At 61.5% G+C, this 24973-nt stretch carries 24 protein-coding genes; 12 read left to right on the top strand and 12 right to left on the bottom strand.

What is annotated here, in order from left to right; all coding sequences use genetic code 11:
* The 3 genes from AB5Y98_RS07645 to AB5Y98_RS07635 form a co-directional block, all read left to right on the top strand.
* On the top strand, positions 1-480 hold a 480-nt coding region (locus tag AB5Y98_RS07645; protein WP_368231650.1), incomplete at its 5' end, for an IS3 family transposase.
* 268 nt (positions 481-748) lie between these two features.
* Positions 749-961, top strand: a complete 213-nt coding sequence (locus AB5Y98_RS07640) for a DUF4258 domain-containing protein (protein WP_240184360.1) — start codon at positions 749-751, stop codon at positions 959-961.
* Positions 962-967: 6 nt separating this feature from the next.
* A complete protein-coding gene (locus AB5Y98_RS07635) occupies positions 968-1423 on the top strand; it encodes a hypothetical protein (RefSeq protein ID WP_024941606.1) in 456 nt (151 codons plus the stop codon).
* Between the two features lie 755 nt (positions 1424-2178).
* On the opposite strand, the gene AB5Y98_RS07630 is transcribed toward AB5Y98_RS07635, so the two are convergent.
* The gene (locus tag AB5Y98_RS07630) at positions 2179-3084 is read right to left on the bottom strand and encodes a LysR family transcriptional regulator (RefSeq protein WP_368231649.1); all 906 of its coding nucleotides are present in this window, start codon (positions 3082-3084) and stop codon (positions 2179-2181) included.
* 123 nt (positions 3085-3207) lie between these two features.
* Between AB5Y98_RS07630 and AB5Y98_RS07625 the strand changes: the two genes are divergently transcribed.
* Positions 3208-4074, top strand: coding sequence for a pirin family protein (locus tag AB5Y98_RS07625; protein ID WP_368231648.1), 867 nt, complete (start codon positions 3208-3210; stop codon positions 4072-4074).
* Positions 4075-4124: 50 nt separating this feature from the next.
* Here the strand turns inward: AB5Y98_RS07625 and ykgO are convergent, their stop codons facing one another.
* Entirely contained in the window at positions 4125-4250 is a 126-nt protein-coding gene (ykgO, locus tag AB5Y98_RS07620) for a type B 50S ribosomal protein L36 (RefSeq protein WP_005300174.1), read from the bottom strand.
* On the bottom strand, positions 4247-4516 hold the full coding sequence (locus tag AB5Y98_RS07615) for a type B 50S ribosomal protein L31 (protein WP_010634187.1): 270 nt from the start codon (positions 4514-4516) through the stop codon (positions 4247-4249). The genes ykgO and AB5Y98_RS07615 overlap by 4 nt, the downstream gene beginning before the upstream one ends.
* A 278-nt stretch (positions 4517-4794) precedes the next feature.
* Here AB5Y98_RS07615 and AB5Y98_RS07610 point away from each other — a divergent pair, with 278 nt between their 5' ends.
* Positions 4795-5043, top strand: coding sequence for a DinI family protein (locus AB5Y98_RS07610; protein WP_005300177.1), 249 nt, complete (start codon positions 4795-4797; stop codon positions 5041-5043).
* A gap of 147 nt (positions 5044-5190) precedes the next feature.
* Here AB5Y98_RS07610 and AB5Y98_RS07605 read toward each other — a convergent pair whose 3' ends face one another.
* The 5 genes from AB5Y98_RS07605 to dcuC all read right to left on the bottom strand — a co-directional run bounded on the left by AB5Y98_RS07605 (position 5191) and on the right by dcuC (position 11631).
* Positions 5191-5979 carry a DUF2927 domain-containing protein gene (locus tag AB5Y98_RS07605; RefSeq protein ID WP_368231647.1) on the bottom strand — a complete coding sequence of 263 codons (789 nt, stop codon included), beginning with the start codon at positions 5977-5979 and terminating at the stop codon, positions 5191-5193.
* A gap of 26 nt (positions 5980-6005) precedes the next feature.
* Entirely contained in the window at positions 6006-6509 is a 504-nt protein-coding gene (locus AB5Y98_RS07600; protein ID WP_005300181.1) for a M48 family metallopeptidase, read from the bottom strand.
* A 140-nt stretch (positions 6510-6649) separates the two neighbouring features.
* A complete protein-coding gene (locus tag AB5Y98_RS07595; protein ID WP_368231646.1) occupies positions 6650-8293 on the bottom strand; it encodes a hypothetical protein in 1644 nt (547 codons plus the stop codon).
* A 197-nt stretch (positions 8294-8490) separates the two neighbouring features.
* Positions 8491-10149 carry a bifunctional UDP-sugar hydrolase/5'-nucleotidase gene (locus tag AB5Y98_RS07590; protein ID WP_368231645.1) on the bottom strand — a complete coding sequence of 553 codons (1659 nt, stop codon included), beginning with the start codon at positions 10147-10149 and terminating at the stop codon, positions 8491-8493.
* 129 nt (positions 10150-10278) lie between these two features.
* A complete protein-coding gene (dcuC, locus tag AB5Y98_RS07585; protein ID WP_368231644.1) occupies positions 10279-11631 on the bottom strand; it encodes an anaerobic C4-dicarboxylate transporter DcuC in 1353 nt (450 codons plus the stop codon).
* A 335-nt stretch (positions 11632-11966) separates the two neighbouring features.
* On the opposite strand from dcuC, the gene AB5Y98_RS07580 reads away from it, so the two are divergent.
* On the top strand, positions 11967-12566 hold the full coding sequence (locus AB5Y98_RS07580) for a DUF922 domain-containing Zn-dependent protease (RefSeq protein WP_368231643.1): 600 nt from the start codon (positions 11967-11969) through the stop codon (positions 12564-12566).
* An 89-nt stretch (positions 12567-12655) separates the two neighbouring features.
* On the opposite strand, the gene mnmC is transcribed toward AB5Y98_RS07580, so the two are convergent.
* Entirely contained in the window at positions 12656-14668 is a 2013-nt protein-coding gene (mnmC, locus tag AB5Y98_RS07575) for a bifunctional tRNA (5-methylaminomethyl-2-thiouridine)(34)-methyltransferase MnmD/FAD-dependent 5-carboxymethylaminomethyl-2-thiouridine(34) oxidoreductase MnmC (protein ID WP_368231642.1), read from the bottom strand.
* 90 nt (positions 14669-14758) lie between these two features.
* On the opposite strand from mnmC, the gene fabB reads away from it, so the two are divergent.
* Positions 14759-15970 (top strand): beta-ketoacyl-ACP synthase I, encoded by a 1212-nt coding sequence (fabB, locus tag AB5Y98_RS07570; protein WP_010634180.1) that lies wholly within the window; start codon positions 14759-14761, stop codon positions 15968-15970.
* A gap of 59 nt (positions 15971-16029) precedes the next feature.
* Here the strand turns inward: fabB and AB5Y98_RS07565 are convergent, their stop codons facing one another.
* The 3 genes from AB5Y98_RS07565 to AB5Y98_RS07555 all read right to left on the bottom strand — a co-directional run bounded on the left by AB5Y98_RS07565 (position 16030) and on the right by AB5Y98_RS07555 (position 18343).
* Positions 16030-16524, bottom strand: a complete 495-nt coding sequence (locus AB5Y98_RS07565) for a GNAT family N-acetyltransferase (protein ID WP_139430740.1) — start codon at positions 16522-16524, stop codon at positions 16030-16032.
* 112 nt (positions 16525-16636) lie between these two features.
* Positions 16637-16963, bottom strand: coding sequence for a DUF4377 domain-containing protein (locus AB5Y98_RS07560; protein ID WP_005300200.1), 327 nt, complete (start codon positions 16961-16963; stop codon positions 16637-16639).
* Between the two features lie 93 nt (positions 16964-17056).
* The gene (locus AB5Y98_RS07555) at positions 17057-18343 is read right to left on the bottom strand and encodes a citrate synthase (RefSeq protein ID WP_139398324.1); all 1287 of its coding nucleotides are present in this window, start codon (positions 18341-18343) and stop codon (positions 17057-17059) included.
* A gap of 424 nt (positions 18344-18767) precedes the next feature.
* Between AB5Y98_RS07555 and sdhC the strand changes: the two genes are divergently transcribed.
* The 5 genes from sdhC (at position 18768) to sucA (ending at position 24923) form a co-directional block, all read left to right on the top strand.
* Positions 18768-19157, top strand: coding sequence for a succinate dehydrogenase cytochrome b556 subunit (sdhC, locus tag AB5Y98_RS07550; protein ID WP_368231641.1), 390 nt, complete (start codon positions 18768-18770; stop codon positions 19155-19157).
* The gene (gene sdhD, locus AB5Y98_RS07545; protein WP_017782712.1) at positions 19151-19495 is read left to right on the top strand and encodes a succinate dehydrogenase, hydrophobic membrane anchor protein; all 345 of its coding nucleotides are present in this window, start codon (positions 19151-19153) and stop codon (positions 19493-19495) included. Before sdhC ends, sdhD begins: the two co-directional genes overlap by 7 nt.
* Before the next feature lies 1 nt (position 19496).
* The gene (gene sdhA, locus AB5Y98_RS07540) at positions 19497-21263 is read left to right on the top strand and encodes a succinate dehydrogenase flavoprotein subunit (RefSeq protein ID WP_017779962.1); all 1767 of its coding nucleotides are present in this window, start codon (positions 19497-19499) and stop codon (positions 21261-21263) included.
* A 17-nt stretch (positions 21264-21280) separates the two neighbouring features.
* Positions 21281-21997 (top strand): succinate dehydrogenase iron-sulfur subunit, encoded by a 717-nt coding sequence (locus tag AB5Y98_RS07535; RefSeq protein ID WP_010634177.1) that lies wholly within the window; start codon positions 21281-21283, stop codon positions 21995-21997.
* 115 nt (positions 21998-22112) lie between these two features.
* Positions 22113-24923: a 2-oxoglutarate dehydrogenase E1 component gene (gene sucA, locus AB5Y98_RS07530; RefSeq protein ID WP_139398323.1), complete on the top strand. Its 2811-nt coding sequence runs from the start codon at positions 22113-22115 to the stop codon at positions 24921-24923.
* Positions 24924-24973 lie beyond the last annotated feature (50 nt).

Raw genomic sequence — 24973 nt, 5'->3', positions numbered from 1 at the left:
GATATCACCTACGTCTGGACCGGTGGCCGTTGGCATTACCTGGCAGCTGTGCTTGACCTCCATGCCCGCCGGGTCGTGGGCTGGGCGATGTCTGACAAGCCCGATGCAGAGCTGGCAGTAAAAGCGCTCGAGATGGCCTATCAGCAACGAGGTTGCCCATCAGGCGTGCTGTTTCACTCCGACCAGGGCAGCCAATATGGCAGCCGGGCATTTCGGCAACGGCTGTGGCGCTATCGCATGACCCAGAGCATGAGTCGTCGTGGTAACTGCTGGGATAACGCCCCGATGGAGCGGTTGTTCAGGAGCCTGAAGTCAGAGTGGCTCCCTGTGACGGGATACATGAGCCTGCGGGAAGCGAAACGGGATATCAGTTATTACCTGATGGATTACTACAACTGGCGGCGTCCACATCAACACAATGACGGGATACCGCCAGCAAAAGCCGAAGATCGGCCTAACCAAGTGTCCGGATTTAGTTGACCACTACACGGTGACTCCGGATAACACGGTAGGGGTACCGTTTTGTTATCCGGTTTGAAGCCGTATGACCACTCCCTTTTGTGGGCAACTGTCAGGTGAATACCATCTCCATACATATGTAACCAGTATCGGCATGAGTGTACAGGCTACATATAATGAGTCCATCGAAATGAGCGCCAAATGACCATGTCATGAACGGTAAGCTGGACAGTGCATACAGCCATCACGCCGCGTGTCGGATGCAGCAGCGCGGTATTCTCCCGAGCTGGTGGAGCTGCTGCTGAGCATCGGGCGTTCTGCTTATCACCAGGGGCGCGAGCTGGTTTATCTCGACCGCAAAGGATTGACTATGCTGCAAGCCGGATGTGGATTGCCAGCGGAATGTTGCCAGCGTCTGCGCCGTCACTATCTGGTCCTGCAAGACGGTGAGGTTGTCACCGTCGGTCATAAAACCACCCACTTCAAACGGGATCGTCACTGAGGCGCTATGAACTCAAGACTGTTATCAGGTCAGGCGGCCATGTCCCTGATCAGGGGGATCTATTACCTGCTGTCAGCCGAGCGAGCTAGGGAGCTGACCTGTCTGCTTGCCAAAGGCGCGTGTCACGAAGAGGGTGAGACTTCACCACTGGCGGTGGTGACGGCATTGGCTATCCATGTCGAGCAACATCGGATGGATCGCACGTCACGGCCCATCTATTTGGGGCGTGAGCAACTGATGACCGGTGCAGCCGATTTGCTGGGGGAGGCTGCCCGCTTTGAAGATCAGGATGTATTTCGCCTGTTGGCGTTACTGCTAGACAAGTTACTGCGGGGAGAGGGGGCCGTCGTCAGCCAAGCTGGATGGACTCACGGTAAGCGTGATGGAACAGCGGGCGCTGGCGGCGCAAGTCACGCAATCAGCTGGGCCATGCCAGCTGGCTGGATGTTTCTGGCATGGTGACGATTTGGCAAGCGGCGAAGTGCTACTCGGTGTGCTGCTGGGCAGGGATGAGCGAGTGCGGCTTGTTTATGGTCTGCTGGTGGGTGCTTTCTACATGGGGGAGCCTTTCCGGCTAGAGTGAGGTTGTTTGAATTTTTCAGCAAGTGATTTAAATATAACAGGAAAATGAACTTCTGCAGTTTATGTCCACGAACTTCTGCATGTGGTGTTTCAAATATGAAACAACTGGACAGGTCTGGCTTGGCTTTATTATGGCAAAAACGGATGAAATCCTGCCGGTTAAGTTGCTCAGTCGAAGAGTGTTACTATCTGTAGCAATGCCCCTCAAATTTCACCACGTCCCAATTGTGTACCACTCTCATCAGCGTTAGAGCCATAAACCTTTATAAATCAGGTCATTAAAAAAGACATATTGCAAAACGTGGAAGTAGAAGGTCGGCTCGCTGCCGGCGTGTGCTGTTTTGCTCATGTTGCTCGAGAGGGATATCCGATGACGGCGGCGTCTGGCGCCTGGGTGGGGGTGCCATGCACCTCGGTTGCCTGCATGGTAAACCATAGCGCAGGCAGAGCGAAGGGCAGTCGTCGTGGTTGGCTGTTTATTGGCCGCGGCAGGTTGGCCAGCCCGGTGAGATGAGCAATGCCATGATCTTCTAAGACAAAGGCATGTCTCAACGGTTTCTTCTGGCCGCGCCCGCCAGTGTGCCGGACATCGAGGATGGATGCCCGGCCTGGCGATCGCGGCCGGGCACGGCAGGTTACTCCTCGTCGATGGCGGCGAATCGAGCCACCAGATAGTCGATCAGCGCCCGTACAGAGGGGAGCAGGCCGCGCCGGGAGGGGAACGCAGCGTGGATGAGTTCGGGCTTTGGCTCCCAGGCGGGCACCACCTTGATCAGGGTGCCGGCATCGAGCTGCTCCCGCACCATCAACAGCGGCAACTGCACCACGCCGATACCGGCCAGCGCGGCACTGCGCAGGGCCACCATGTCGGTGGTGACGAAACGGGGTTGGTGGGCGAGCTCGACATGGGCCCCCTGCGGCCCGAACAGCGACCAGATATAGTGCTGCCGTGGCGCTCCCAGCCCCATGCTGGGCCAGCCGTGCAGATCCGCCGGCGCGGCGGGCAAGCCCCGTTGTGCTATCAGTGCCGGGCTGGCCACCAGGCACTGGCGACGCTGCGCCAGTGTCCGGATCACCAGTTCGCTGTCCTGCAGCGGTGGCGGTCTGACCCGGATCGCCACATCGACTCCTTCGGCGATGGGGTCGACCCGCCGATTGGTCCCTTCCAGCTCGACTCTGATCTGCGGGTGACGGGCCATGAAATCCGCCAGCATGGGGCCGATATGGGTGTGCAGCAGGGCGATGGGGCAGCTCATGCGGATGAGACCACAGGGCTCGGTTCGGGTCATCTCGATGGCAGCCTGCGCCGCCTCGGCCTCCACCAGCATCCCCTTGCAGTGTTCGTAATAGGTACGGCCCAGCTCGGTCACCGCAAACTGGCGGGTCGAGCGTTGGAGCAGCCGCACGCCGAGCCGAGCTTCAAGCTGTGCTATCCGGCGGCTGAGGCGGGATTTGGGCATGCCGATGGCGCGGCCAGCGGGGGCAAAACCGCCGTGATCCACCACCTGGACGAAGTAGTAGAGATCGTTCAGATCCTGCATAGAGTGCTCTCATCGTTCCAAAAATAGGACGCTGATGCCTAATTTAGCAGTCTACCCACCTGTTCGTCTCGAAACTATGCTGTCTCCAGTGTTCAATTCCACCGGATATGTCAGGAGCGACAGATGAAAAAGATCCTCGGTGTTTACAGCGCCCCCCGTCCTCACTGGGTAGGCGACGGCTTTCCCGTCCGCTCCCTCTTCTCCTACAGCAGCCACGGCAAGCAGCTGAGCCCCTTCTTGCTGCTCGACTATGCCGGTCCGGCCAACTTCATGCCGACCAGGCGGCCACGCGGGGTGGGTGAACATCCCCACCGCGGTTTCGAGACGGTGACCATCGTCTACAAGGGCGAAGTGGCGCACCGGGATTCGACCGGTCGGGGCGGCGTGATAGGCCCGGGTGACGTGCAGTGGATGACCGCCGGCGCCGGTATCCTGCACGAGGAATTTCACGCCCCGGCGTTCAGCGAGTCGGGCGGTGAGCTCGAGATGGTGCAGCTGTGGGTGAATCTGCCGAGCCGGCACAAGATGACGCTGCCCGGTTACCAACCCATCCTGGCGCGCGACATTCCGACGGTGGCGCTTGCCGACGACGCGGGATCGGTACGGGTTATCGCTGGCGAGTTTGAGGGGGTCCGTGGTCCGGCCCATACCTTCAGTCCGCTGCATGTCTGGGATCTGCGCCTGGTGCAGGGCAGCGTCAGCACACTCGAGTTGCCCGAAGGCTGGACCGGCGCGCTTATCGTGCTCAAAGGGACCGTGCAGGTCAACGGCAGTGCCATCGTCCGGGAGGCGCAGATGGTGGTGTTAGAGAAAGCGGGGCAGCAGGTGCTGATCGAGGCAAACAGCGACGCCACTGTGTTGCTGCTGAGCGGCGAGCCCATTGAGGAGCCTATCGTGGGGTACGGCCCCTTCGTGATGAACAGCCATGAGGAGATAGTGCAGGCCATCGATGACTTCAACAGTGGCAGATTCGGCGTGATGCCGCAGTGATAAATGGACAAGGCCCTCGCATGAGGGCCTTGTTCTTATGAGGCTGCGGATCAGCGCTGACGGGCCTTGAATCTGGGGTTGCTCTTGCAGATCACGAACAGCTTGCCGCGTCGGCGGACAATCTGGCAATCGGGGTGGCGCGACTTGGCTGATTTGAGGGAGGAGAGGACTTTCATGACTGGGCTTTTCCTTTGTTGAAGAACTGACCGAAACGCTGGCCGAAGCGGGCGACCTGACCCTCCTTGCTGACCTGCTTCTGCTTGCCGGTATAGAAGGGGTGTGACGCACTGGAGACATCCAGCGTCACATAGGGGTAGGTGTTGCCGTCTTCCCACAGCTTGGTGCGATCGGTCTTGAGGGTGGAACCCACCAGAAAATAGGTGTTGGCGGTCAGGTCGTGAAACAGAACCTGACGGTACTCGGGGTGAATGTCTGGACGCATGATGGTTCGCTCTGTGTGATTGATTGTTATGTTATAACAACAAAATCATGCCTCCGTTGAGAATCAATATCAACAACTTTTTGCACGGCATCAGGGTTGAGCGAGGAGAATGAAGTTGCCGCGTTGCGTCGTTTGCTCGGTTGACCGCTTGATTAGGCAGCCAAATGTATCAGGGGAGAAGGTCTTGCAGGAAAGAGTTTTTGGTCAGCCGCTGGCGCCCTCTTTACTTTTGATTTTTACTGTATAAAAATACAGTAAAAATTATGGAGAAGTATCCTATGCGTCTGGAAATCATCATCGACAAGAAACATCAGGTGCCCACCTCGACCATGGAGGCGCTGCGCCAGGAGCTGCTCAAGCAGCTGGGCGAGAAATTCCCCGACCTGCATGTTCGCGTCGCCCCCGGCAGTGCCATGGCGTTGACCGTCAGCCGGGCCAGCAAGGAAGAGAAGGAGCTGGCGGAAGCCATGGTGCAGGAGGTGTGGGAGAACGCCGACAGCTGGATGCCAGAGAGTGCAGCCTCCTGAGCCAGGCGGGGCGGGCGTCGAGCATATGAAAATTGGATAGACAGAAAAAACGCGGCCATGGCTGCGTTTTTTGTTTTCGCGGGATGGAGCCCGTGCTTGTCGTGCTCTCTGCCCTTAATCCTCAAAACTCAGAACTGGCAGCAAGTGTTAGAGCCCGGCCCAGCGTTTGAGGCTGTTGACCTGTACCCGCTGATCGGCCTGGGCAATGTCACCGCTGGTCCGCAGCGCCTTGAGGGCGATGGGCAGGGCGGCGCGCACTTCGCTGGCCGTCATGCCGGCCTGCAGGGCCGGGTGATAGGCGAGCTTGAGCAGCACGTAATCGAGCCCGGTCGGAAAACTGTCGATACTGTTGTCGTTGAAGATGGAGGGAAACACCTTGTCCGAATCGTTGGGCAGCCCCATCACCTGAGTGAGCTCCTCCACCACGCAGTCGAGGAAGCGCCCCTTGGCCCGGCTGTAATCCACCGGAATGATGATGGTGGCGCGGGCCATCTCGCGGCGGGTATTGGTGGTGAAGTTGGCCATGCAGAGCCCCTCCTTGAGCGCCGTCTTGACGGAGGCATCCTGCCCCATGGTGCGCTGGGCCCAGCTCGCCATCTTGGCGCGCTCGGTCATGATCAGGGTGATGTTGGGTCGCTCGCTGACCAGGGCGATGGGGCGGCCTATGATGCCGGCCAGATGCTGGCTCTGCACCCTGACCACCTCGCTTTGCAGCGCCTTGTCGCCAAACTCGTTGACCAGCTTGAGCCGGATGGGCTGCTCCCAGCGCGAGAAGCGCACGTTCTGTTCGTGGCCATACTCCCGCTTCATGGCGATCTCAAAGAAGCTTGCGGTGAGATAGGCATCGCTCTGCCAGCGTTCGGCCGCCGAGAGGGAAGGGCTCAGCAAGAGTGCCGTCATCAACCAGCGGGCAAGTGGTCGGCGCAACGGGATCATGTCTCCTCCTTGAAACCTGCGATGGGTCAGCGTGCGGCACGCTCGAGATCGCGCCAGGTGAGCCAGAGCCTCAGATCAAACTCCAGTTGATGATAGTCCGGCTCCATATGCTGACAGAGCTGATAGAAGCTCTTGTTGTGATCCTTCTCTTTCAGGTGGGCCAGCTCGTGCACCACGATCATCTTCAGGAAGGCCGGGTGGGCCTCCTTGAACAGGGCGGCGATGCGGATCTCGTTCTTTGCCTTGAGCTTGCTGCCTTGCACCCGGCTCACATAGGTGTGCAGACCGAGGGCATCCTTGATCACGTTGATCTTGCCGTCGAAGATCACCTTGGAAAGCGGCGCCGAGCTTTTCAGGTAGCGGTTCTTCAGCTCCATGGTGTAGGCGAGCAGCGCCTTGTCGCTCTGGATGAGGTGGGTCTCAGGATAGCGCCTGGCCAGCACCTCCCCCAGCTTGCCCGCCGCGATCAGCTGTTGCACCTGGGCCTTGAGGGGCTCGGGGTAGCCACCGAGATAGGTCAGTTCCGCCATGTCTGCATTACTCAATACATCAAAAGAGCGCCATTGTAGTCAGCGCGTCGCCGCTTGCCTACCGTTTCGGGTCTTGCCTGCGTTGGCGCAATGAAAAGGGCCGTCATCGCGGGATGACGGCCCTGTTCGCTCAAGGGGGCTCAGCGCCTGCGATAGAGACCCGGCTCCACCTCTTCATACTGGCTCACCAGATATTGATAGAAGGCGAGGCTGGAGGGGGAGCTCGGCTTCTTGAGCTCATCGGCCACCCGATCCGGCTTGGCGATGATGAACTTGGGGCTCTGGCGTTTGAGGTCGGCCAGCACCCGCTCACGCACGTCATAGGGCGGGTTGACGTTGGCGAAGAAGAGGTAGGCGGAGGCCGGCTGGCGATCGGTCCAGAGGTAATATTGCGGCTGGATGCCATCCACCCAGATCTTGTCGGCAGGGGTGGTCTCGGCCAGGATCCGGTCGACCCGTACCTGGGCCGGCGGGTTGAAGGGCCGGCCTTTCTGGCTGCCTTCCCAGGCGTTGTTGAGCAGCAGGGCCAGCATGGCCAGCGAAGCGAGCCAGGGGGTGGCACTGCGCACATCCCAGGCGCGCCACAGGGGCACCAGAATGAGCACCGGCAGTGCCCACAGCAGGCTGTTGCCGAGCACTTCACGTACCCGTTCCAGTGACCACTCCTTGGTGCTCCAGCCGTAGCCCAGCTGCTGGGCCAGCAGCCAGCTGGCGGTCAGCACCACCAGCGAGATGCAGAGCAGACCGAGGGCATCGGCTTGCTGCTCGCTGCGATCCAGCAGGCAGGCCAGCGGCAGCAGGGACAGCTGCAGATAGAGCACGTCGTAGTGATCGAACACGTGGCCGGAGACCGAGTTGGCGATCAGGGTGAAGATGACCCCAAACAGGGTGGCGCACAGCACCGGCAGGTACCACTCCTGACGCCGGCTCATCATCAGCACGATGAAGGCGGGCAGCAGCATGATGAGGCCGGTACGCAGCAGGCCGACGCTGCCCACATCCGGCGAGAAGCCGTTGCCATAGCTCCCCTCGAAGAAGATGTCGAAGGCGTAGTATTTGAATTCGGCCAGCAGGTTGTGGTGCTGGAAATAGGCCAGCAGCGGACCGCCGACGAGCGCCAGCCCCAGCAGGCTGGAGCAGAGCAGGGAGAGGGCGCAGCGCCACTGCTCGCGCAGGCACCAGTGGCAGAACAGCACCAGATACCAGGCACCCCAGAAGGCGCCGTTGTTGGTGCGCATCCAGGCGACGATGGCAAAGGTGAGCGCGGCCACCAGCGCCGGTCTCCAGCTGCAGCGCTTGTCCAGCAGCATGGTGATGAAGGCCCACTGGGCGATGAGGGCGAGATGGAAGGTCCAGTCCTCGGTCATGTTGCCGTAGTAGTAGCGGGTGCCGTAGAGCGCCAGTACCGCCAGCATGCTGCCGAGCCGGGCCCGCAATGAGAGGCCGAGCTGGCCGAAGGCCTGCCAGCTGGCCATCAGCCCCAGCCAGCAGAGCGCCCATTCCAGCAGCCAGATCCCGAAGAAGCCGCCGAGGCCGTAGCCGAAGGCATCGAGGGCGAAGATCATGGGGCCCTTGATGTCGATCATGTCCCGATAGAGCACGCCCCCCTCGCTCCACATCTTGCCCATCACGGCAAACAGCGAGGCGTCGAAGCCCGGCGCCATGCCGTGGAACAGCGGGTTGCGCAGGGAGAACAGCAAGGCCAGCAAACCGGTGAGCAGGATCACCAGCGGCCGCAGGCCCGGATTGACGCGAGGAGGAGTAAAACGGATGGCATGATTCATGGGTGACCTGTTCCTGCTGGGAAGTCTCGAAAGCGGGCCTATCTTGCCGAGCCTGACCACACGATGCAATGGGCCAGGGGAATGTGCTTGAAATAATTTGCAAAAGTGCCGCTTTACGACAAGAAAGCGGCACGTTTTATGGCGTACGGGGACAAAGGGCGAAGCCGAGTCCGGCTTTCGCCCCGGCTGGCGGGGGATCAGCCGGCGGTCGGCCCCTGATACTCCACCCGCGCCGGCATGGCGGTGAGCGCCGGCAGATAGCGGGCCCAGCGGATGAAGGCATCCGCCAGGGTGATGCCGAGCTCCTGATTGTGCTGGGTCAGGGTGCGGGCCAGCGCTGTGTAGCCCTCCTTGCCGGAGGCGGTGTAGGCGCTGGAGACCCCCCGATAGATGGCGTCGGCGTCGACCGCTTGCCACTCATCAGGCGCACGCTCCCACTCCAGCCGGGTGATCCGGCGCCCCTTGGGCTGATCCGCCTGATAACAGAAGCGCACTCCGGCGGTGTAGGGGAAGCTGCCGCTGCCATTGCCCGTCACGCCGTTGTTGGTGGCGTTGTCGATGGCCCCCTCCAGTGCTTCGGCCAATTCATGACCGTGCACCCGATAGAGGGTGAGCGGAATGGCGAAGGGCAGCAGGCGACCGGCGATGTCCGCTTCGCTGAGCGGCCCGGGTTCGAGGGAGCAGCGCACCCCGCCGGCGTTGTGCAGGGCAAAGTCCACCTGACCGACCTGCTCGCGGGCGCTGGCCAGCATGGCGCTCGCCACCAGGGGGGCGACCTGGCTGCCGGTCGGCAGGTTGGCATCGGGCAGCCGCTGGTGGTGCAGCGGCTCGTCAAGGCGGGTCACGATGCGCTGGGTCATGGTCTCCAGCTCGGGCCGGTAGCGCCTGGCCAGATGCTGTTCCAGTTCGGGATCGGGGTCGCAGAAGGTGAGCCCGGCCGGCGGATTGCCGGCAAAGGGCCAGGGCTGCCAGGGCAGCCACTCCAGCTGGCCGCGGCTGCGCTCTACCCGGCCGCGCTGGTCAAAGGTCAGCTCGCACACCCCGAGGCAGAGGGCGCTGTGGGCGGCGTGCAGGACGGCCACCCCGTTCACCATCAGCGGGTAGCTGCCTTCGCTGTCGAGCCCTAGCGGCGCCAGCTCCCCCAGCAGGCTGTGGGTGTGGCCGCCGATGATGAGGCTGAGCTCGGGGAAACGCTCGGCCAGCCGTTTGTCCTGCTCGAGCCCCAGGTGGCTGAGCAGGATGATGTGCTGAATGCCGGCGGCCTTGATCTCTGCCAGCGCGGCTTGCAGGGTCTGCTCGATGCCGTGGAAGCGGGTGTGGCCATCCGGGTTGGCGATGGCGGCCATCTGCGGCAAGGTGATGCCAAGCAGGGCGAAGGGCACGCCGCCGAGCAGGCGCCGCTGCCAGGGGCGGCTGGCATCGTACAGATTGGGCAGGCCGCGCAGGGGGAGTGGGGTATCGGCCGGCTCCTGGCTGCTGTCGAGGTTGGCGGCCAGCACCGGAAAATCGAGCTGGCGCAGGAACTCCACCAGAGGACCGTTGCCCAGATCGAACTCGTGATTGCCGATCACCATGGCGTCCGGTCGCAGCAGGCTCAGCAGATCGGCGTTGGCCCGCCCCTTGAAGCGGTTGAAATAGAGCGAGCCCTGGAAGGTGTCGCCACCGTGCAGAAACAGGCAGGGCTGGCCCGCCTCGTCCGCCTGCCGGCGCAGGGCGTTGAGCCGGGTCAGGATACGGGCATAGCCGCCGCACTGGGTGCGCCACTCGGACTCGCCTGCGGGGGCGAAGCGCATGGGGGCGCCATCGAAATGGGAGTGGCAGTCACTGAAATGGGCAAGTTGAACCGTAATACTCATCTCGGTCCTCCTTAGAGAAAAAAGAGCACCGAGTCTACTCCAATGGCGGGGGGAGATACCAGCCCGGCGGCAGGCCGGGCTGGCAGAGCGGGGAGAGGCGGGGCATCCGCTCAGGGCGCCCCGGCACCTTTAGGCAGGCACCATGATCTGGGTGGCGAGGATCACCACCAGCAGGCCGACGGCCACCGGCAGCGAGGTACGTTTGACCACCTCGAACGGAGAGAGATTGCCCATCCCCGCACAGGCGACCACCACGCCGGAGACCGGCGAGATGGTGCGGCCCAGGTTGGAGGCCTGCAGCATGGGGATCACCAGATAGGCCGGGTTGACGCCGAGGCTGGTGGCCAGATGGGGAATAAGCTCCACGAAGGCGTAGAAGGGGGCGTTGCCGGAGCCCGTGGTAAAGGCGGCCAAGGTGGTGATGACCACCAGCACCAGCATGATGACGATGCCGCCGGTACCAAAGCTCTGGGCCAGATCCAGGAGGTTGGCGATGAAGCCGAGCCCCATCAGCCCCTGGGCAAACACCCCGGCCCCCACCAGCAGCATTACCACGCCGGCGAAGGCATCGGCCATGCTGCGCCAGCACACCTGCAGCCCGTCCAGCAGCTCTTTGCCGTTGCGCTTGCGTACCAGCTCCAGCAGGGCGGCTAGCACCAGGCAGATGACGATGATGGTGACGATGTCGAGCTTGGGCCCCAGTTTGCCGTCAAACAGCAGCACCCCGATGATGGGGGTGAAGGGCAGGATGGCGTAGAAGCTGGGCGCGTCGGTGATGAGATCGCTCGGGGCGACGGCGGCGTTGTGCTCGCCGGCCTTCTGATCCAGATAGCGTTGCCAGAAGAAGTGGGTCACCGCCATGGCGGCGATGGCCACCAGCGAGATAGGCAGGGTCAGCTTGAAGGCAAACTCGATGAGCTCCATGTTGGCGGCTTGGGCGGCCATCACCACGTCCCCCGAGGTGGGGGCCAGGATGATGGCGGCCGGCGAGGCGCACACCGCCGCCGCGGCGCCGCGGGAGATCCCCATGTTGACCATCAGCGGGAACAGGGTGGCCATCAAGAGCACGCCAAGGCCGGTGGCGGAGCTTACCGCCAGCGACATGGCGCAGGCCACCAGGTAGGCGGCTACCAGCAGGATATAGGGGGACTTGATGACGCCGAGCGGCTTGCTCGCAAGCTTCACCAAAATGGTGTTGGCCCCTATGTGGCTCATGTAGCCGGCGAAGCCGCACAGCACCATGATCAGCATGCCAAGGCCGCCGCCCCGGTCCACCAGCAGGAAGCGCACGTATTCGAACACGTCGGTGGCCACGTGCCCGGTGGAGGTGACGCTGGTGGGCAGCACCGCCTTGCCCATCAGGGCGGTGATCGCCAGCAGCAGCAGGCCGCCGCTGAGCAGCACCCCGGTGGCCGAGTAGCCCTTGAAGATGTAGCGGCCCACGGCAAGAGTGACCAGGGTACCAATAAGGAGTTCCATCATAGAGTGAGTTCCTGAGTACGAATGGGAGTGGATGCATTATTGGCGTCAACTTGGAGGTTAATCTGGCCAATCCCGAAATGCATCGACATAAAACTCGGCGATTATTATCCAATAAGGGGTAACCCACCATGATGTAGCGCATCACTTGTGATCTCGCTTGCAAATCAATACGGGCGCGGGGTTGCGACTTGTCAAGCTGACACTTAGGCTTTGTGACGGGAGTAGGTGACAGTCGCGGGGATCGCGGTTAATCTCCTGCTTTGGATATTAATGCGTTGATTATTAATTAAAATAACAACCCCGCCAGCAACGAGGTCAAAGCAGCAGAGATGGGAATGGTCAGCAGACTTTTCATGGTGGCACTGATGTTGTTCGCCGCCACCGCAGGGGCCGAGAGTTCCCATTACACCGGCATCAAGGCGGTGCCTGACATCAAGGTAGACTTCCAGTTTTATCGGGTTTCCGGGCCGGATGTGGCGAGCCTGGCCCGCCAGATGACCAATGCGGGCACAGCCCGGGCCAATGGCCACATCGGCATGGCCAGCTATCAACTCTCCTGGCAGTTGCAGACCAGCCCCGGGGCGCAGCGCTGCGAGCTGGAGCAGGTCAAGGTCACCACCCGCATCAAGGTGATGGTGCCGAACTGGATGGACAAGGCCAAGGCCTCCGTCGCCGAACGCCAGAAGTGGGACAAGCTGGTGGCCGCCATGTTCGATTACGAGAGCCGCCACAAGGACATCTTGCTGGAGAGCGTGAGCCAGCTCGGCATCCAGCTGGCCCAGCTGCCGGTGGAGCGTGACTGTGCCGCCCTGCAGTATCAGGCCTGGCAGCGTGGGCAGGGGGGGCTGGCCAGCTTGCGCGAGCGTTTTGCCCAGTTGCAGCAGCAGACTGACCATGGCCGCAAGCTGGGGCTCAACTGGCCTAAGGGCATCTGACGCCACATACCATCCATGAAAAACGGGCTCCCCAAGGGAGCCCGTTTTGTTGTTGTGCCTTGCCGAGCCTTCAGCTGAGCATCTGAGGCTTACTGCAACGGCTTGCCCTTGAGCAGCTTGCGTACCCAGTAGCGGGCCGGATGGAGCGCCTCCAGCAGATCGGCGGCCAGCGGCAGCGGATCGCCGCAGATCTCGCTGGCGAGCAGCTCGCCGCAAAGGGGGGCCGAGCAGAGACCCCGTGAGCCGAGCGCCCCCAGCACATAGAGACCGGGGTAGAGGGGCAATGGACTCTGCTGATCAACGGGCGCCTTCAGATTGTGATCCGCCAGCGCCGCCAGTCTGGCGACCGGCCCCGCCACCGGCAGATGATCCCGGCTGGCACTGCGCACGCCGACCCGGGCCTGGTTGCCCCTCACGTCCACCTCGGCAGGCCAGCGCTGCTGCGGCAGGCAGGTCTGCAGGCGCGCCCGGTTCTGGGTCTGCTCCTCGGCGCGAAACGCGAGCTCGGTCTGGTTGCGGCCATAGCTGGCGCCGATGCAGTGTTGGCCTTCGTTGGCTGGGGTGAGGTAGCCGTCATAACAGAGCACGGTATTGAGCCGGCTCAGGCTGGCGGAGGTGGGCACATGGCTCACCTGGCCGCGCACCGGATAGAGCGGCAACTCGGCAAAGGGGATGAGCGCCGGCAACTGGTGTCCGGCGGCCACCACCAGGGTGGGGCTCTGCCAGCGGCGCCCGTCACAGCTTTCGATTTGCCAGCCATCCGCCTGTTCGGTCACGGTAGCGACCCGGGTATTGAAGAGCACCTCAAGTAGCCCGCCGGCCTGCGCCTCCTTGATGGCGGCGCGGGTGAGATCGGCCGGGCAGAGCCAGCCCCCCTGCGGATAGCTGACGCCGCCGTGGCCGCAAGGCAGGCCGACCACCTGCTCGACCTCTGGCTCGGAAAGCACCTGCATCAGCTCGGGCGGGAAGGGGCCTTGCGCCATCTTGGTCAGCTTGGCGGTGGACTTGTCGTCATAACCGAGCTGGGTGACGCCGCACAGGGAAAAGGCGACGGGATGGCGCTCGGCCAGGGCCAGCAGTCGACTTCTGGCAAAGCCGAAGGCCAGCGAATAGAAGCGCGACAGTGCATCGTGCTCACCGTTGAGCAGCGGATAGAGCGCCCCCTGGCGATTGCCGGAGGCGCCGCCGGCCGGCTCGTCATCCTGGCACAAGAGGGTGACCTTGCGGCCCCGCTCCACCAGCGAGAGCGCCGTCATGGCCGAGGCGATGCCACCGCCGATGATCAGCACCTCCCCCTCACGGCCGGCGGGTCTGGCATAGCAGGGGGCTATGGTCTGCTGCGGCAGCTTGTCTGCGCGCTCGCCTGCCAGCATTTCCCGCTTGCTGCCGTGCCCTTTCACCTTCTGCATGGCAAAGCCGGCGGCAATCAGGCCGCGGCGCACGAAACCGGCGCAGGTAAAGGTGGCGATGGTCGCCTGGGGGCGGGCGAGACGGGCGAGCCCATCGAACAGATCCTGGGTCCACATTTCGGGGTTCTTGGCCGGCGAGAAGCCATCCAGATACCAGGCATCCACCAGCCCCGTTGCCGGGTGGGGTACCTGGGGCAGCATCTCCTTGATGTCGCCAAGCCAGAGATCGAGCCGGATGCGGCCGCCGGCAAAGATGAGGCGATGACAGCCGCTGACCGGCAGCGGCCACTGGGCAATCAGATCCTGGCTCAGGTGGGCAAGCTCGGGCCAGGCCGCCAGCGCCTTGCGCAGATCGGCCTGGGTGAGCGGGTACTTTTCGAAACTGATGAAGTGCAGCCGGGAACCGTTGCCGGCTTGGGGCGCCTGTTCCAGAAAGGCGGCCATTGTCGCCAGAAAGTTAAGACCTGTGCCGAAACCTGTCTCACCTATCACGAAAATGTCACTATCGTGGTGCGAAAATCGCGCTGGCAGCCGATTTTGCTGCAAAAAGACGTAGCGGGTTTCACTTAGACCGTTATCATTGGAAAAGTACACATCCCCGAACTCACTGGAGACTGGAGTTCCCGCTTCATTCCAGTCCAATCGGGCATGATGTAAGGATGTTTGACTCACGTTTTCCTCGGCTCGCGTCACAAAATCGCGGGCATTCTACGTGAAAGCAGACCAGTTTGGCAGCCGAAAGCGGGTAGACTCGGTGCCAGTTTTTCCAGACGAGATGAATTAATGAGAAGAGCAGTGATCACCGGTATCGGCGTCATCTCCAGTATCGGCAACAACAAGGAAGAAGTGCTGGCCTCCCTGAAAGCAGGCAAATCTGGCATCACCTATTCCGAGCAGTTCGAGCAGCACAACCTGCGCAGCCGTGTCTGGGGTAACATCAAACTCGATCCGTCTGAACTGATCGACCGTAAAGTCATGCGTTTCATGGGTGACGCCGCGGCCTACGCCTACCTCTCCATGCAGCAGGCCATTGAAGATGCCGGCCTGGCGGAAGACCAGGTCTCCAACGAGCGTACCGGCCTGGTGGTCGGTTCGGGTGGTGCTTCCGGCAAGAACACCTCCGAGTCTGTGGACATCGCTCGCGAGAAAGGGGTCAAGCGTGTGGGTCCCTACATGGTGCCGCGCACCATGTCTTCCACCACCTCTGCCTGCCTGGCCACCCCGTTCCAGATCAAGGGCGTAAACTACTCCATCAGCTCCGCCTGTGCGACCTCTGCTCACTGCATCGGTCACGCCATGGAGCTGATCCAGCTTGGCAAACAGGATGTGGTCTTCGCCGGTGGCGGTGAAGAGCTGGACTGGTCTTCTACCATCCAGTTTGACGCCATGGGCGCGCTGTCTACCAAATACAACGACACGCCGGAAAAGGCGTCCCGTACCTATGATGCGAACCGCGATGGTTTCGTCATCTCCGGTGGCGGCGGCATCCTGGTGATCGAAGAGCTGGAGCACGCGCTGGCTCGTGGTGCTCACATCTATGCCGAGCTGACCGGCTACGGCGCCACTTCCGACGGTTACGACATGGTCGCCCCGAGCGGTGAAGGCGCGGTGCGCTGCATGAAGATGGCGATGCAAGGTGTTGGCAAGGTTGACTACATCAACACCCACGGCACCTCCACCCCGGTCGGTGATACCAAAGAGCTGGAAGCTATCCAGACCCTGTTTGGTGCCAACGGTCCCAAGATCTCTGCCACCAAGGCGATGACCGGCCATGCGCTGGGCGCCGCCGGCGTGCATGAGGCTGTCTACTCCCTGCTGATGATGGAACACGGCTTCATCGCCCCCAGCATCAACATCGAGACCCTGGACGAGAAGGCTGAAGGTCTGCCCATCGTGCGCGAGTACGAAGAGGCTGAGCTCAACACCGTCATGTCCAACAGCTTCGGCTTTGGCGGTACCAACGCCTCCCTGGTGTTCAGCAAGTTCAAGGCTTGATGAGTCAACCATGAGTTGCAAAAAAGGCGCCGCAAGGCGCCTTTTTTATTGGGTGTTCGTCAGGCCCGCGCCTGCAGCGGCAGTCGCATGTAGGTGGCGCCCTCGCCGTATTCGGCCAGGGATTTCTGGGTGTTGGCAGGCTTGAACCCCTGCTTGCGCCAGAAGGCCGGCGCATCCTGTACCGCCACCAGACCGGCGTGCTCGAACCCTTCGTCGGTGGCAAACGCGAGGGCGGTAGCGAGCAGCCGCTGGCCGATCCCCTTGCCGCGAGCCTGTCTGGAGACGGCGAGATCGTGCAGATAGAACTCGTCGTTGCCGGCCAGGCGTTGCATGGACACGGAGAGGGGCGGTGGCTGGTGGGCGCGCCAGGGGTGGCATAGCAGGTAACCCAGCACCTGGCCCTGATATTCGGCGACCCAGCAGCAGTCGGGCGCCAGTTCGGCCTTGTTGCTCATGACGTCGATGGGTTCAGGATCCAGCTGGTGATAACACTCGTCCTGAATGGCCATGATGGCGGGCCAGTCGTTGGCCCGGGTCGTGCGGATCTTGATCATAATGACAGGGCATGGCTGCCCGAAAACGCTGATTAAATAGTGAATGCGTCAGCCAGCCTACCAGAAGCGGGTCACCAACTGAACAGGCATCTTCAAATGATGCCTTTTTTGATCAGCGCGCCGCCTGTTTGCTGACGACCTTGATGAGCTGGTAGCGCAGGGAAGGGGCATCTGCCGGCACATCGGTGAGCTGCTCCTTGCTGACGCTCAGCTGGTAGCGGTAGCCGGGCTCGAACTGGAAGCCTTCAATCTGCTGATAAAACAGGGTCCAGGGCTGCTGCTCGTCGCTGCGCACCTGCATGCACTGCATGGGGCCGACACCGACGCAGTGCACCAGCTGACTGTTGACGTAGAGGGTCTCGCCGGCGGTCGGGGCAGGGGCGCTCTGGCAGGCGCTGAGCAGCAGGGCGGCGCCGGCGCTGATGAATAATGGTCTCATGATGGACTCCTTGGCTAAAAGGGGGGCATTAGAGCGGCAAATGAAAAGGCGGTCAATGACCGCCTTTGTAACAAAATATCCGATACCCGTGACTCAACGCTGGTCGAGCGGGGTGAACTCGCGCTGTGGCTGACCGGTGTAGAGCTGGCGCGGACGGCCAATCTTCTGATCCGGATCCGAGTGCATTTCGTTCCAGTGGGCAATCCAGCCGATGGTACGGGAGATGGCGAAGATCACAGTGAACATGGACATGGGGATGCCGATGGCCTTCATGATGATGCCGGAGTAGAAGTCCACGTTCGGGTAGAGCTTCTTCTCGATGAAGTAGGGGTCGGACAGCGCGATGCGCTCCAGCTCCATGGCCACGTCCAGCAGCGGATCCTTGATCTGCAGCTCGGTCAGTACTTCATGACAGGTTTCGCGCATCACGGTGGCACGGGGGTCGTGGTTCTTGTAGACCCGGTGACCGAAGCCCATCAGACGGAACGGATCGTTCTTGTCTTTGGCGCGGCCGATGTACTCGGGGATGCGATCCACGGAGCCGATCTCCTCGAGCATCTTGAGGCAGGCTTCGTTGGCACCACCGTGGGCCGGTCCCCACAGGGAGGCGATCCCCGCGGCGATACAGGCAAACGGGTTGGCACCGGAAGAGCCAGCCAGACGCACGGTAGAGGTGGAGGCATTCTGCTCGTGATCCGCATGCAGGGTAAAGATGCGGTCCATGGCGCGTTCGACGATGGGGTTGACCTTGTACTCTTCGGTCGGCACGCCAAACATCATGTGCAGGAAGTTGCCGGCATAGGAGAGGGCATTGCGCGGCTGCATGAACGGCTGGCCGATGGAGTACTTGTAGCACATGGCGGCCAGGGTCGGCATCTTGGAGAGCAGACGGAAGGCGCAGATCTCGCGGTGCTCTTCGTTGTTGATGTCGAGGGCATCGTGATAGAAGGCGGAAAGCGCGCTGACCACGCCGCACATGACGGCCATGGGGTGAGCGTCGCGGCGGAAGCCGCGGAAGAAGAAGGCGATCTGCTCATGCACCATGGTGTGGCGGGTGACCAGACGTTCGAATTCCGTGTATTGCGCCTTGGTGGGCGCCTCGCCGTACAGCAGGATGTAGCAGACTTCGAGGTAGCTGGCCTGGGTTGCCAACTGGGCGATGGGGTAACCACGGTGCAGCAAGACACCCTGATCGCCATCGATGTAAGTGATGGATGATTTGCAAGAACCGGTGGCCATAAAGCCGGGGTCGAAGGTGAAGTACCCTTGCGCGCCCAGCTTTCTGACATCGATCACGTCAGGTCCGACAGTTCCTGACAGGATCGGGAGTTCTACCGGGTCTTTGCCGGGCAGATGTAGGGTGGCTATCTTATCAGCCATAGCACGTCTCCTTTGCTCTTTTATAATTTGATTCCAGCTCTACTTTATTACGAGTTTGATGACGCTGGCAAAGGTTCTGACCCGTACCAGGGCGGCTGGAGCGCCTTATTTGAAACAGAGTTCAGGTCTGTTGTCAATTTTGCTGGATGATCATTAATGTTTTGTTAAATCAGTTGTGAGATCTGGTTTACGGTTTTGGGTTTTCTTTGTAGCTAATTGATTGTCATTGGTTAAGCCCGCCGATATACTGCGCCTCGTGGGTGATGGCTGTCGGTGTTTGAAACGCTTTCGCAAAGCCAGATGTGATATTGAAAATGTCGTTTTTGGCTTTCCCGAGTTGTTTTGGTAACAAAAACCTAACAAATGCCACTCCATGCCCTCATAAGCGTGAAAAAACAATAACTAACGTGCTCAATGGAGCTGAGTGGGCAAAGCCGTGAAAAATAAACAGAGACCTGTAAACCTCGACCTACAGACGATCAGCTTTCCTGTCACCGCCATCGCTTCCATCTTGCATCGTGTCTCAGGGGTCATCACCTTTGTGGCGCTCTCAATCTTGCTGTGGATGCTTGGTACTTCACTCGCCTCTCCCAAAGGATTTGAGACCGTGGTGTCCATCATGGACAACTTCCTGGTCAAATTCGTGCTGTGGGGGATCCTGACCGCGCTGGCTTACCACATTGTGGGCGGGCTGCGTCACCTGGTCATGGACATGGGCTATTGGGAAGAGCTGGAATCCGGTAATCAGAGTGCCCGTGTGGCCTTCGTGATCACTGCGATTTTGGCGGTATTGGCGGGGGTTCTGGTATGGTAACCAATTCTGCAACATTCGGGCGCAGCGGTGTTCACGATTACATCCTGATCCGCGCCACCGCCCTCATCATGACCTGTTATGTCCTCTATCTGGTGGGTTTCGTTGCGTTCAACGACATCACCTACGAGGTGTGGACCGGTTTCTTCGCGAAAACCTTCACCAAGGTGTTCACCCTGTTGGCGCTGCTGTGTGTGCTGATCCATGCCTGGATCGGTCTGTGGCAGGTGCTGACCGACTATATCAAGCCGGTCGGGCTGCGCGGTGCGCTGCAGTTTGCACTGGTGGTGGTGCTGTTTGTCTATCTGATGACGGGTTTCGTCGTGCTGTGGGGTGTGTAAGGTGACTATTCCAACTCGTGAATTTGATGCGGTCGTGATCGGCGCCGGCGGTGCCGGCATGCGTGCCGCGCTGCAGATTGCCCAATCCGGCAAGAGCTGCGCACTGCTTTCCAAGGTTTTCCCGACTCGTTCCCACACGGTTTCCGCCCAGGGCGGTATCACGGTTGCGCTGGGCAACGCCCACGACGACAACTGGCAGTGGCACATGTATGACACCGTGAAAGGTTCCGATTACATCGGTGATCAGGAAGCCATCGAGTACATGTGCAAGACAGGCCCCGAGGCCGTCTATGAGCTGGAGAACATGGGTCTGCCCTTCTCCCGCTTCGACAACGGCCGCGTCTACCAGCGTCCGTTTGGCGGTCAGTCCAAGAACTTCGGTGGCGAGCAGGCTGCCCGTACCGCGGCGGCTGCCGACCGTACCGGCCACGCCCTGCTGCACACCCTGTATCAGCAAAACGTCAAGAACAAGACCACTGTCTTCTCAGAGTGGTATGCGCTGGATCTGGTGAAGAACCAGGACGGCCACATCGTCGGCTGTACCGCCATCGACATGGAGAGCGGTGAAGTCGTCTACTTCAAGGCCAAGGCCACCGTACTCGCCACTGGCGGCGCCGGTCGCATCTACCAGTCCACCACCAACGCCCACATCAACACCGGTGACGGTGTCGGCATGGCGCTGCGTGCCGGGGTCGGCGTGCAGGACATGGAGTTCTGGCAGTTCCACCCCACTGGCATCGCCGGGGCAGGGGTACTGGTGACCGAAGGTTGCCGCGGTGAAGGCGGCTACCTGCTGAACAAAGACGGCGAGCGCTTCATGGAGCGTTATGCGCCGAACGCCAAGGACCTGGCCGGTCGCGACGTGGTGGCTCGTTCCATCATGATCGAGATCCGCGAAGGCCGCGGCTGCGATGGTCCCTGGGGCCCGCACATCAAGCTCAAGCTGGATCACCTCGGCAAAGAGGTACTGGAATCCCGTCTGCCGGGCATCTGCGAACTGTCTCGCACCTTCGCCCACGTGGATCCGGTCAAGGAACCCATCCCCATCATCCCGACCTGCCACTACATGATGGGCGGCGTGCCGACCAGCGTGAACGGCCAGTGCCTGACCCAGGACAAGGACGGCAACGACGTGCCGGTGGTCGGTCTGTTCGCGGTGGGCGAGATCGCCTGTGTCTCCGTGCACGGCGCCAACCGTCTGGGCGGCAACTCCCTGCTGGATCTGGTGGTGTTCGGTCGTGCCGCCGGCATGCACCTGGTGGAGACCCTGGGCTCGATGGAGCACGGCGTGGAAGCCACCGAAGCCGACATCGCCAAGGCGCTCGAGCGCCTCAACCGCTGGGAAAGCAACCGTAACGGGGAAGACCCGGCCCAGATCCGCAAGGATCTGCAGCGCTGCATGCAGAACAACTTCTCCGTGTTCCGCGAAGGGGATGCCATGGCGGAAGGGCTGGCCGAGCTGAAACTCATCCGCGAGCGCCTCAAGAACGCCCGTCTGGACGACACCTCCAGGGAGTTCAACACCCAGCGCATCGAGTGCCTGGAGCTGGACAACCTGATGGAGACCGCCTATGCCACCGCGGTGGCCGCCAACTTCCGTACCGAGAGCCGGGGCGCCCACAGCCGCTTCGATTTCCCGGAGCGTGACGATGAGAGCTGGCTGTGCCACAGCCTCTATCATCCGGACACCGAGTCCATGACCCGTCGCGCTGTCAACATGTCACCCAAGACCCGTGAGGCGTTCCCGCCCAAGGTCCGGACTTACTGATTGCGGAGCCAAGCACAATGAACGTCACATTCTCTGTCTACAGATACAATCCGGATGTTGATAACGTCCCCCATATGAAGGAATATCGTCTTGATATTCCTGAAGGTTCCGACATGATGGTGCTCGACGCACTGATCCAGCTCAAAGAGCTGGATCCCACGCTCGCCTTCCGCCGCTCCTGCCGCGAAGGGGTCTGTGGATCAGACGGTCTCAACATGAATGGCAAGAACGGTCTTGCCTGCATCACCCCGCTCTCCGATCTGCTGAAGAAGGGCAATAACGTCGTTATCCGCCCCTTGCCAGGCCTGCCGGTGATCCGCGATCTGGTGATCGACATGACCCAGTTCTACACCCAGTGGGAGAAGGTCAAACCCTTCCTCATCAACGACGAAAAATTGCCGCCCGTGCGTGAGCACCTGCAATCCCCCGAAGAGCGCGCCAAGCTGGATGGCCTGTACGAGTGCATACTCTGTGCCTGCTGCTCCACCTCTTGCCCCTCCTTCTGGTGGAACCCGGACAAGTTCATCGGCCCGGCTGGGCTGCTCGCCGCCTATCGCTGGCTGGCGGACAGCCGCGACACCGCCGCGACCGAGCGACTGGGTAATCTGGATGACGCCTTCAGTGTGTTCCGTTGCCACGGCATCATGAACTGCGTGAACGTCTGTCCCAAGGGATTGAACCCGACCAAGGCCATCGGCCACATCAAGTCGATGCTGCTCAACCGGGCTGTTTGATATCAGGGCCAGGGCGTCACGCGCCAGGCCCGACCTCTGGATAGCCATCCAGCCTGGATGGCTATTTGACCCCTACAAGCTGCGCTGCAGTGAACAAGATGTACAAGGGATAGAAATGCATAACGGCGTGATGAAGGCCTGGTTGGAGTCATCTCACCTGGCTGGTGCGAATGCAAGCTATATCGAGGATTTGTACGAATCCTTCCTGGAAGACCCCGAATCCGTAGCCGAAGAGTGGCGCAGCCTGTTTAGCTCGCTGCCCCAGGTCAATGGCCATGCGATAGAACAACCCCATTCCCGGGTCCGCGATTATTTCCGTCGCCTGGCCAAGGAGCCCTCCCGTTACAGTGCCCCCGTCTCCGATCCGCAAGTGGATGCCAAGCAGGTGCGGGTACTGCAGCTGATCAACGCCTTCCGCTTCCGCGGCCATCAAAACGCCAATCTGGATCCGCTCGGCCTGTGGGCGCGTGAAACCGTTGCCGAACTGGACCCCGCGTTTCACAACCTGCAAGGCGCGGACATGGAGGCCACCTTCAACGTGGGCTCCTACGCCATCGGTCGCGAGACCATGGTGCTCTCCGATCTCTACGCCTCGCTGAAAAAGACCTACTGCGGCAGCATCGGCGCCGACTACATGCACCTCACCTCCACCGAGGAGAAGCGCTGGCTGCAAGACAGGCTCGAATCCATCGAAGGGAAGGGGAGCTATACCCTCGAAGAGAAGACCCGCTTCCTCGAGAGCCTGACCGCCGCCGAAGGGCTGGAAAAATACCTGGGCGCCAAGTTCCCGGGGGCCAAGCGTTTCTCCCTGGAAGGGGGCGATGCCATGGTACCCATGCTCAAAGAATTGATCCGTCGCGCCGGTGAGCAGGGTTGCAAAGAGGCCGTCATCGGCATGGCCCACCGCGGTCGCCTCAACGTGCTGATCAACGTGCTGGGCAAGCGCGCCCAGGACCTGTTCGACGAGTTTGCCGGCAAGCACGGCGAATCCTGGGGTACGGGTGACGTGAAGTACCACATGGGCTTCTCGTCCGACTTCGCCACCCCGGGCGGCAACGTCCACCTGGCGCTCGCCTTCAACCCGTCTCACCTCGAGATCGTCAACCCCGTGGTCATCGGCTCCGTGCGTGCTCGTATGGATCGCCGCGGTGACAAGGACGGTTCGACCGTGCTGCCCATCACCATCCACGGTGACTCGGCCATGGCCGGTCAGGGCGTGGTAGCCGAGACCTTCAACATGTCCCAGACCCGTGCCTATGGCGTCGGCGGGACGGTGCGCATCGTCATCAACAACCAGGTGGGCTTCACCACCTCCTATATCCGTGACCTGCGCTCCACCGAATATTGCACCGACATCGCCAAGGCGGTGCAGGCCCCCGTACTGCACGTCAACGGTGATGACCCTGAAGCCGTGGTGCTGGTGACCCAGATTGCGCTGGATTACCGCAACACCTTCAAGCGCGACGTGGTGATCGAGCTGGTCTGCTACCGTCGTCACGGTCACAACGAGGCCGACGAGCCGAGTGCCACCCAGCCCTTGATGTACCAGAAGATCAAGCAGCACCCGACCCCGCGCAAGATCTACGCCGATCAGCTGGTGGCCGATGGCGTCATCAGCCAGGAGCTGGCCACCACCCTGGTCAACGAGTATCGCGACACCCTGGATCGCGGTGAGCGGGTGAGCAAGGAGTGGCGTCCGATGGAGCTGCACTCCGTCGACTGGACCCCCTACCTGGGCCACGACTGGGCCATGCCCTATGACAGCACTGTGCCGATGGATCATCTGAAGGCCCTCGGCGAGCGGGTGAGCCAGTATCCGGCGACCCATGTGTTGCAGCGCCAGGTCGAGAAGATCTACGAAGACCGCCGCCTGATGGCCGCCGGCGAGAAGCTGGTGGACTGGGGCTTTGCCGAGACCCTGGCCTACGCCACCCTGGTGGACAAGGGGTCCCGCATCCGCTTCACCGGGGAAGACTCCGGCCGCGGCACCTTCTTCCACCGCCACGCCGTGCTGCACAACCAGACCGATGCCAGCACCTACACCCCGCTGTGCAACCTGCACGACGAGCAGGGTCCGTTCGAGGTGTACGACTCGGTGCTGACCGAGAACGCGGTACTGGCGTTTGAATATGGCTACGCCAGCGCCGAGCCGGCCGGCCTCACCATCTGGGAAGCCCAGTTCGGCGACTTCGCCAACTGCGCTCAGGTGGTGGTGGATCAGTTCCTCTCCTCCGGCGAGCAGAAGTGGGGCCGGATGTGCGGCCTGACCATGCTGCTGCCGCACGGTTACGAGGGGCAGGGTCCGGAGCACTCCTCCGCCCGTCTGGAGCGCTATCTGCAGATGTGCGCCCAGCACAACATGCAGGTGTGCGTGCCGTCCAACCCGGCCCAGGTATTCCACATGCTGCGCCGTCAGGTAGTGCGCCCGATGCGCCGTCCGCTCATTGTGATGACGCCCAAATCCCTGCTGCGCCACCCGCTGGCGGTGAGCAAGCTCGAAGAGCTGGCCGAAGGCACCTTCCAGAACGCCATCGGCGAGATCGATGCGCTGGATCCGAAGGGCGTCAAGCGCGTGGTGTTCTGCTCCGGCAAGGTCTACTACGACCTGCTCGATGCCCGTCGCAAGGCCGAGCAGCAAGACGTGGCGCTGGTGCGGATTGAGCAGCTCTACCCCTTCCCGGAAGAGGAAGTGCGCGCCATCCTGGCCGACTATGCCCACGTCACCGACTTCGTCTGGTGTCAGGAAGAGCCGCAGAACCAGGGCGCCTGGTACTGCACCCGTCATCACTACGACAGCGTGCTGCCAAGCCATGCCCGTCTGCGTTATGCCGGTCGCCCGGCCTCGGCCTCGCCGGCCGTCGGTTACATGTCCGTCCACGCCAAGCAGCAAAAAGCCCTGGTGGAAGACGCACTTACCCTGGAATAACGAGTTGTGAAGGAGAGGGCGCTCCCCGGGAGCGTCCTCTTCGACCAAGA

This window comes from Aeromonas sp. s3 (genome assembly GCF_040907805.1).
GTDB lineage: Bacteria > Pseudomonadota > Gammaproteobacteria > Enterobacterales > Aeromonadaceae > Aeromonas > Aeromonas dhakensis.
Note: the sequence above shows the minus strand (reverse complement) of the source record. Positions and strands in the feature narration are given on the sequence as shown.

Coding starts and splice junctions, on each gene's coding strand:
- AB5Y98_RS07635 (WP_024941606.1), top strand. CDS start 968: ATGAACTCAAGACTGTTATCAGGTCAGGCGGCCATGTCCCTGATCAGG.
- AB5Y98_RS07630 (WP_368231649.1), bottom strand. CDS start 3,084: ATGCAGGATCTGAACGATCTCTACTACTTCGTCCAGGTGGTGGATCAC.
- AB5Y98_RS07625 (WP_368231648.1), top strand. CDS start 3,208: ATGAAAAAGATCCTCGGTGTTTACAGCGCCCCCCGTCCTCACTGGGTA.
- ykgO (WP_005300174.1), bottom strand. CDS start 4,250: ATGAAAGTCCTCTCCTCCCTCAAATCAGCCAAGTCGCGCCACCCCGAT.
- AB5Y98_RS07615 (WP_010634187.1), bottom strand. CDS start 4,516: ATGCGTCCAGACATTCACCCCGAGTACCGTCAGGTTCTGTTTCACGAC.
- AB5Y98_RS07610 (WP_005300177.1), top strand. CDS start 4,795: ATGCGTCTGGAAATCATCATCGACAAGAAACATCAGGTGCCCACCTCG.
- AB5Y98_RS07605 (WP_368231647.1), bottom strand. CDS start 5,979: ATGATCCCGTTGCGCCGACCACTTGCCCGCTGGTTGATGACGGCACTC.
- AB5Y98_RS07600 (WP_005300181.1), bottom strand. CDS start 6,509: ATGGCGGAACTGACCTATCTCGGTGGCTACCCCGAGCCCCTCAAGGCC.
- AB5Y98_RS07595 (WP_368231646.1), bottom strand. CDS start 8,293: ATGAATCATGCCATCCGTTTTACTCCTCCTCGCGTCAATCCGGGCCTG.
- AB5Y98_RS07590 (WP_368231645.1), bottom strand. CDS start 10,149: ATGAGTATTACGGTTCAACTTGCCCATTTCAGTGACTGCCACTCCCAT.
- dcuC (WP_368231644.1), bottom strand. CDS start 11,631: ATGATGGAACTCCTTATTGGTACCCTGGTCACTCTTGCCGTGGGCCGC.
- AB5Y98_RS07580 (WP_368231643.1), top strand. CDS start 11,967: ATGGTCAGCAGACTTTTCATGGTGGCACTGATGTTGTTCGCCGCCACC.
- fabB (WP_010634180.1), top strand. CDS start 14,759: ATGAGAAGAGCAGTGATCACCGGTATCGGCGTCATCTCCAGTATCGGC.
- AB5Y98_RS07565 (WP_139430740.1), bottom strand. CDS start 16,524: ATGATCAAGATCCGCACGACCCGGGCCAACGACTGGCCCGCCATCATG.
- AB5Y98_RS07560 (WP_005300200.1), bottom strand. CDS start 16,963: ATGAGACCATTATTCATCAGCGCCGGCGCCGCCCTGCTGCTCAGCGCC.
- AB5Y98_RS07555 (WP_139398324.1), bottom strand. CDS start 18,343: ATGGCTGATAAGATAGCCACCCTACATCTGCCCGGCAAAGACCCGGTA.
- sdhD (WP_017782712.1), top strand. CDS start 19,151: ATGGTAACCAATTCTGCAACATTCGGGCGCAGCGGTGTTCACGATTAC.
- AB5Y98_RS07535 (WP_010634177.1), top strand. CDS start 21,281: ATGAACGTCACATTCTCTGTCTACAGATACAATCCGGATGTTGATAAC.
- sucA (WP_139398323.1), top strand. CDS start 22,113: ATGCATAACGGCGTGATGAAGGCCTGGTTGGAGTCATCTCACCTGGCT.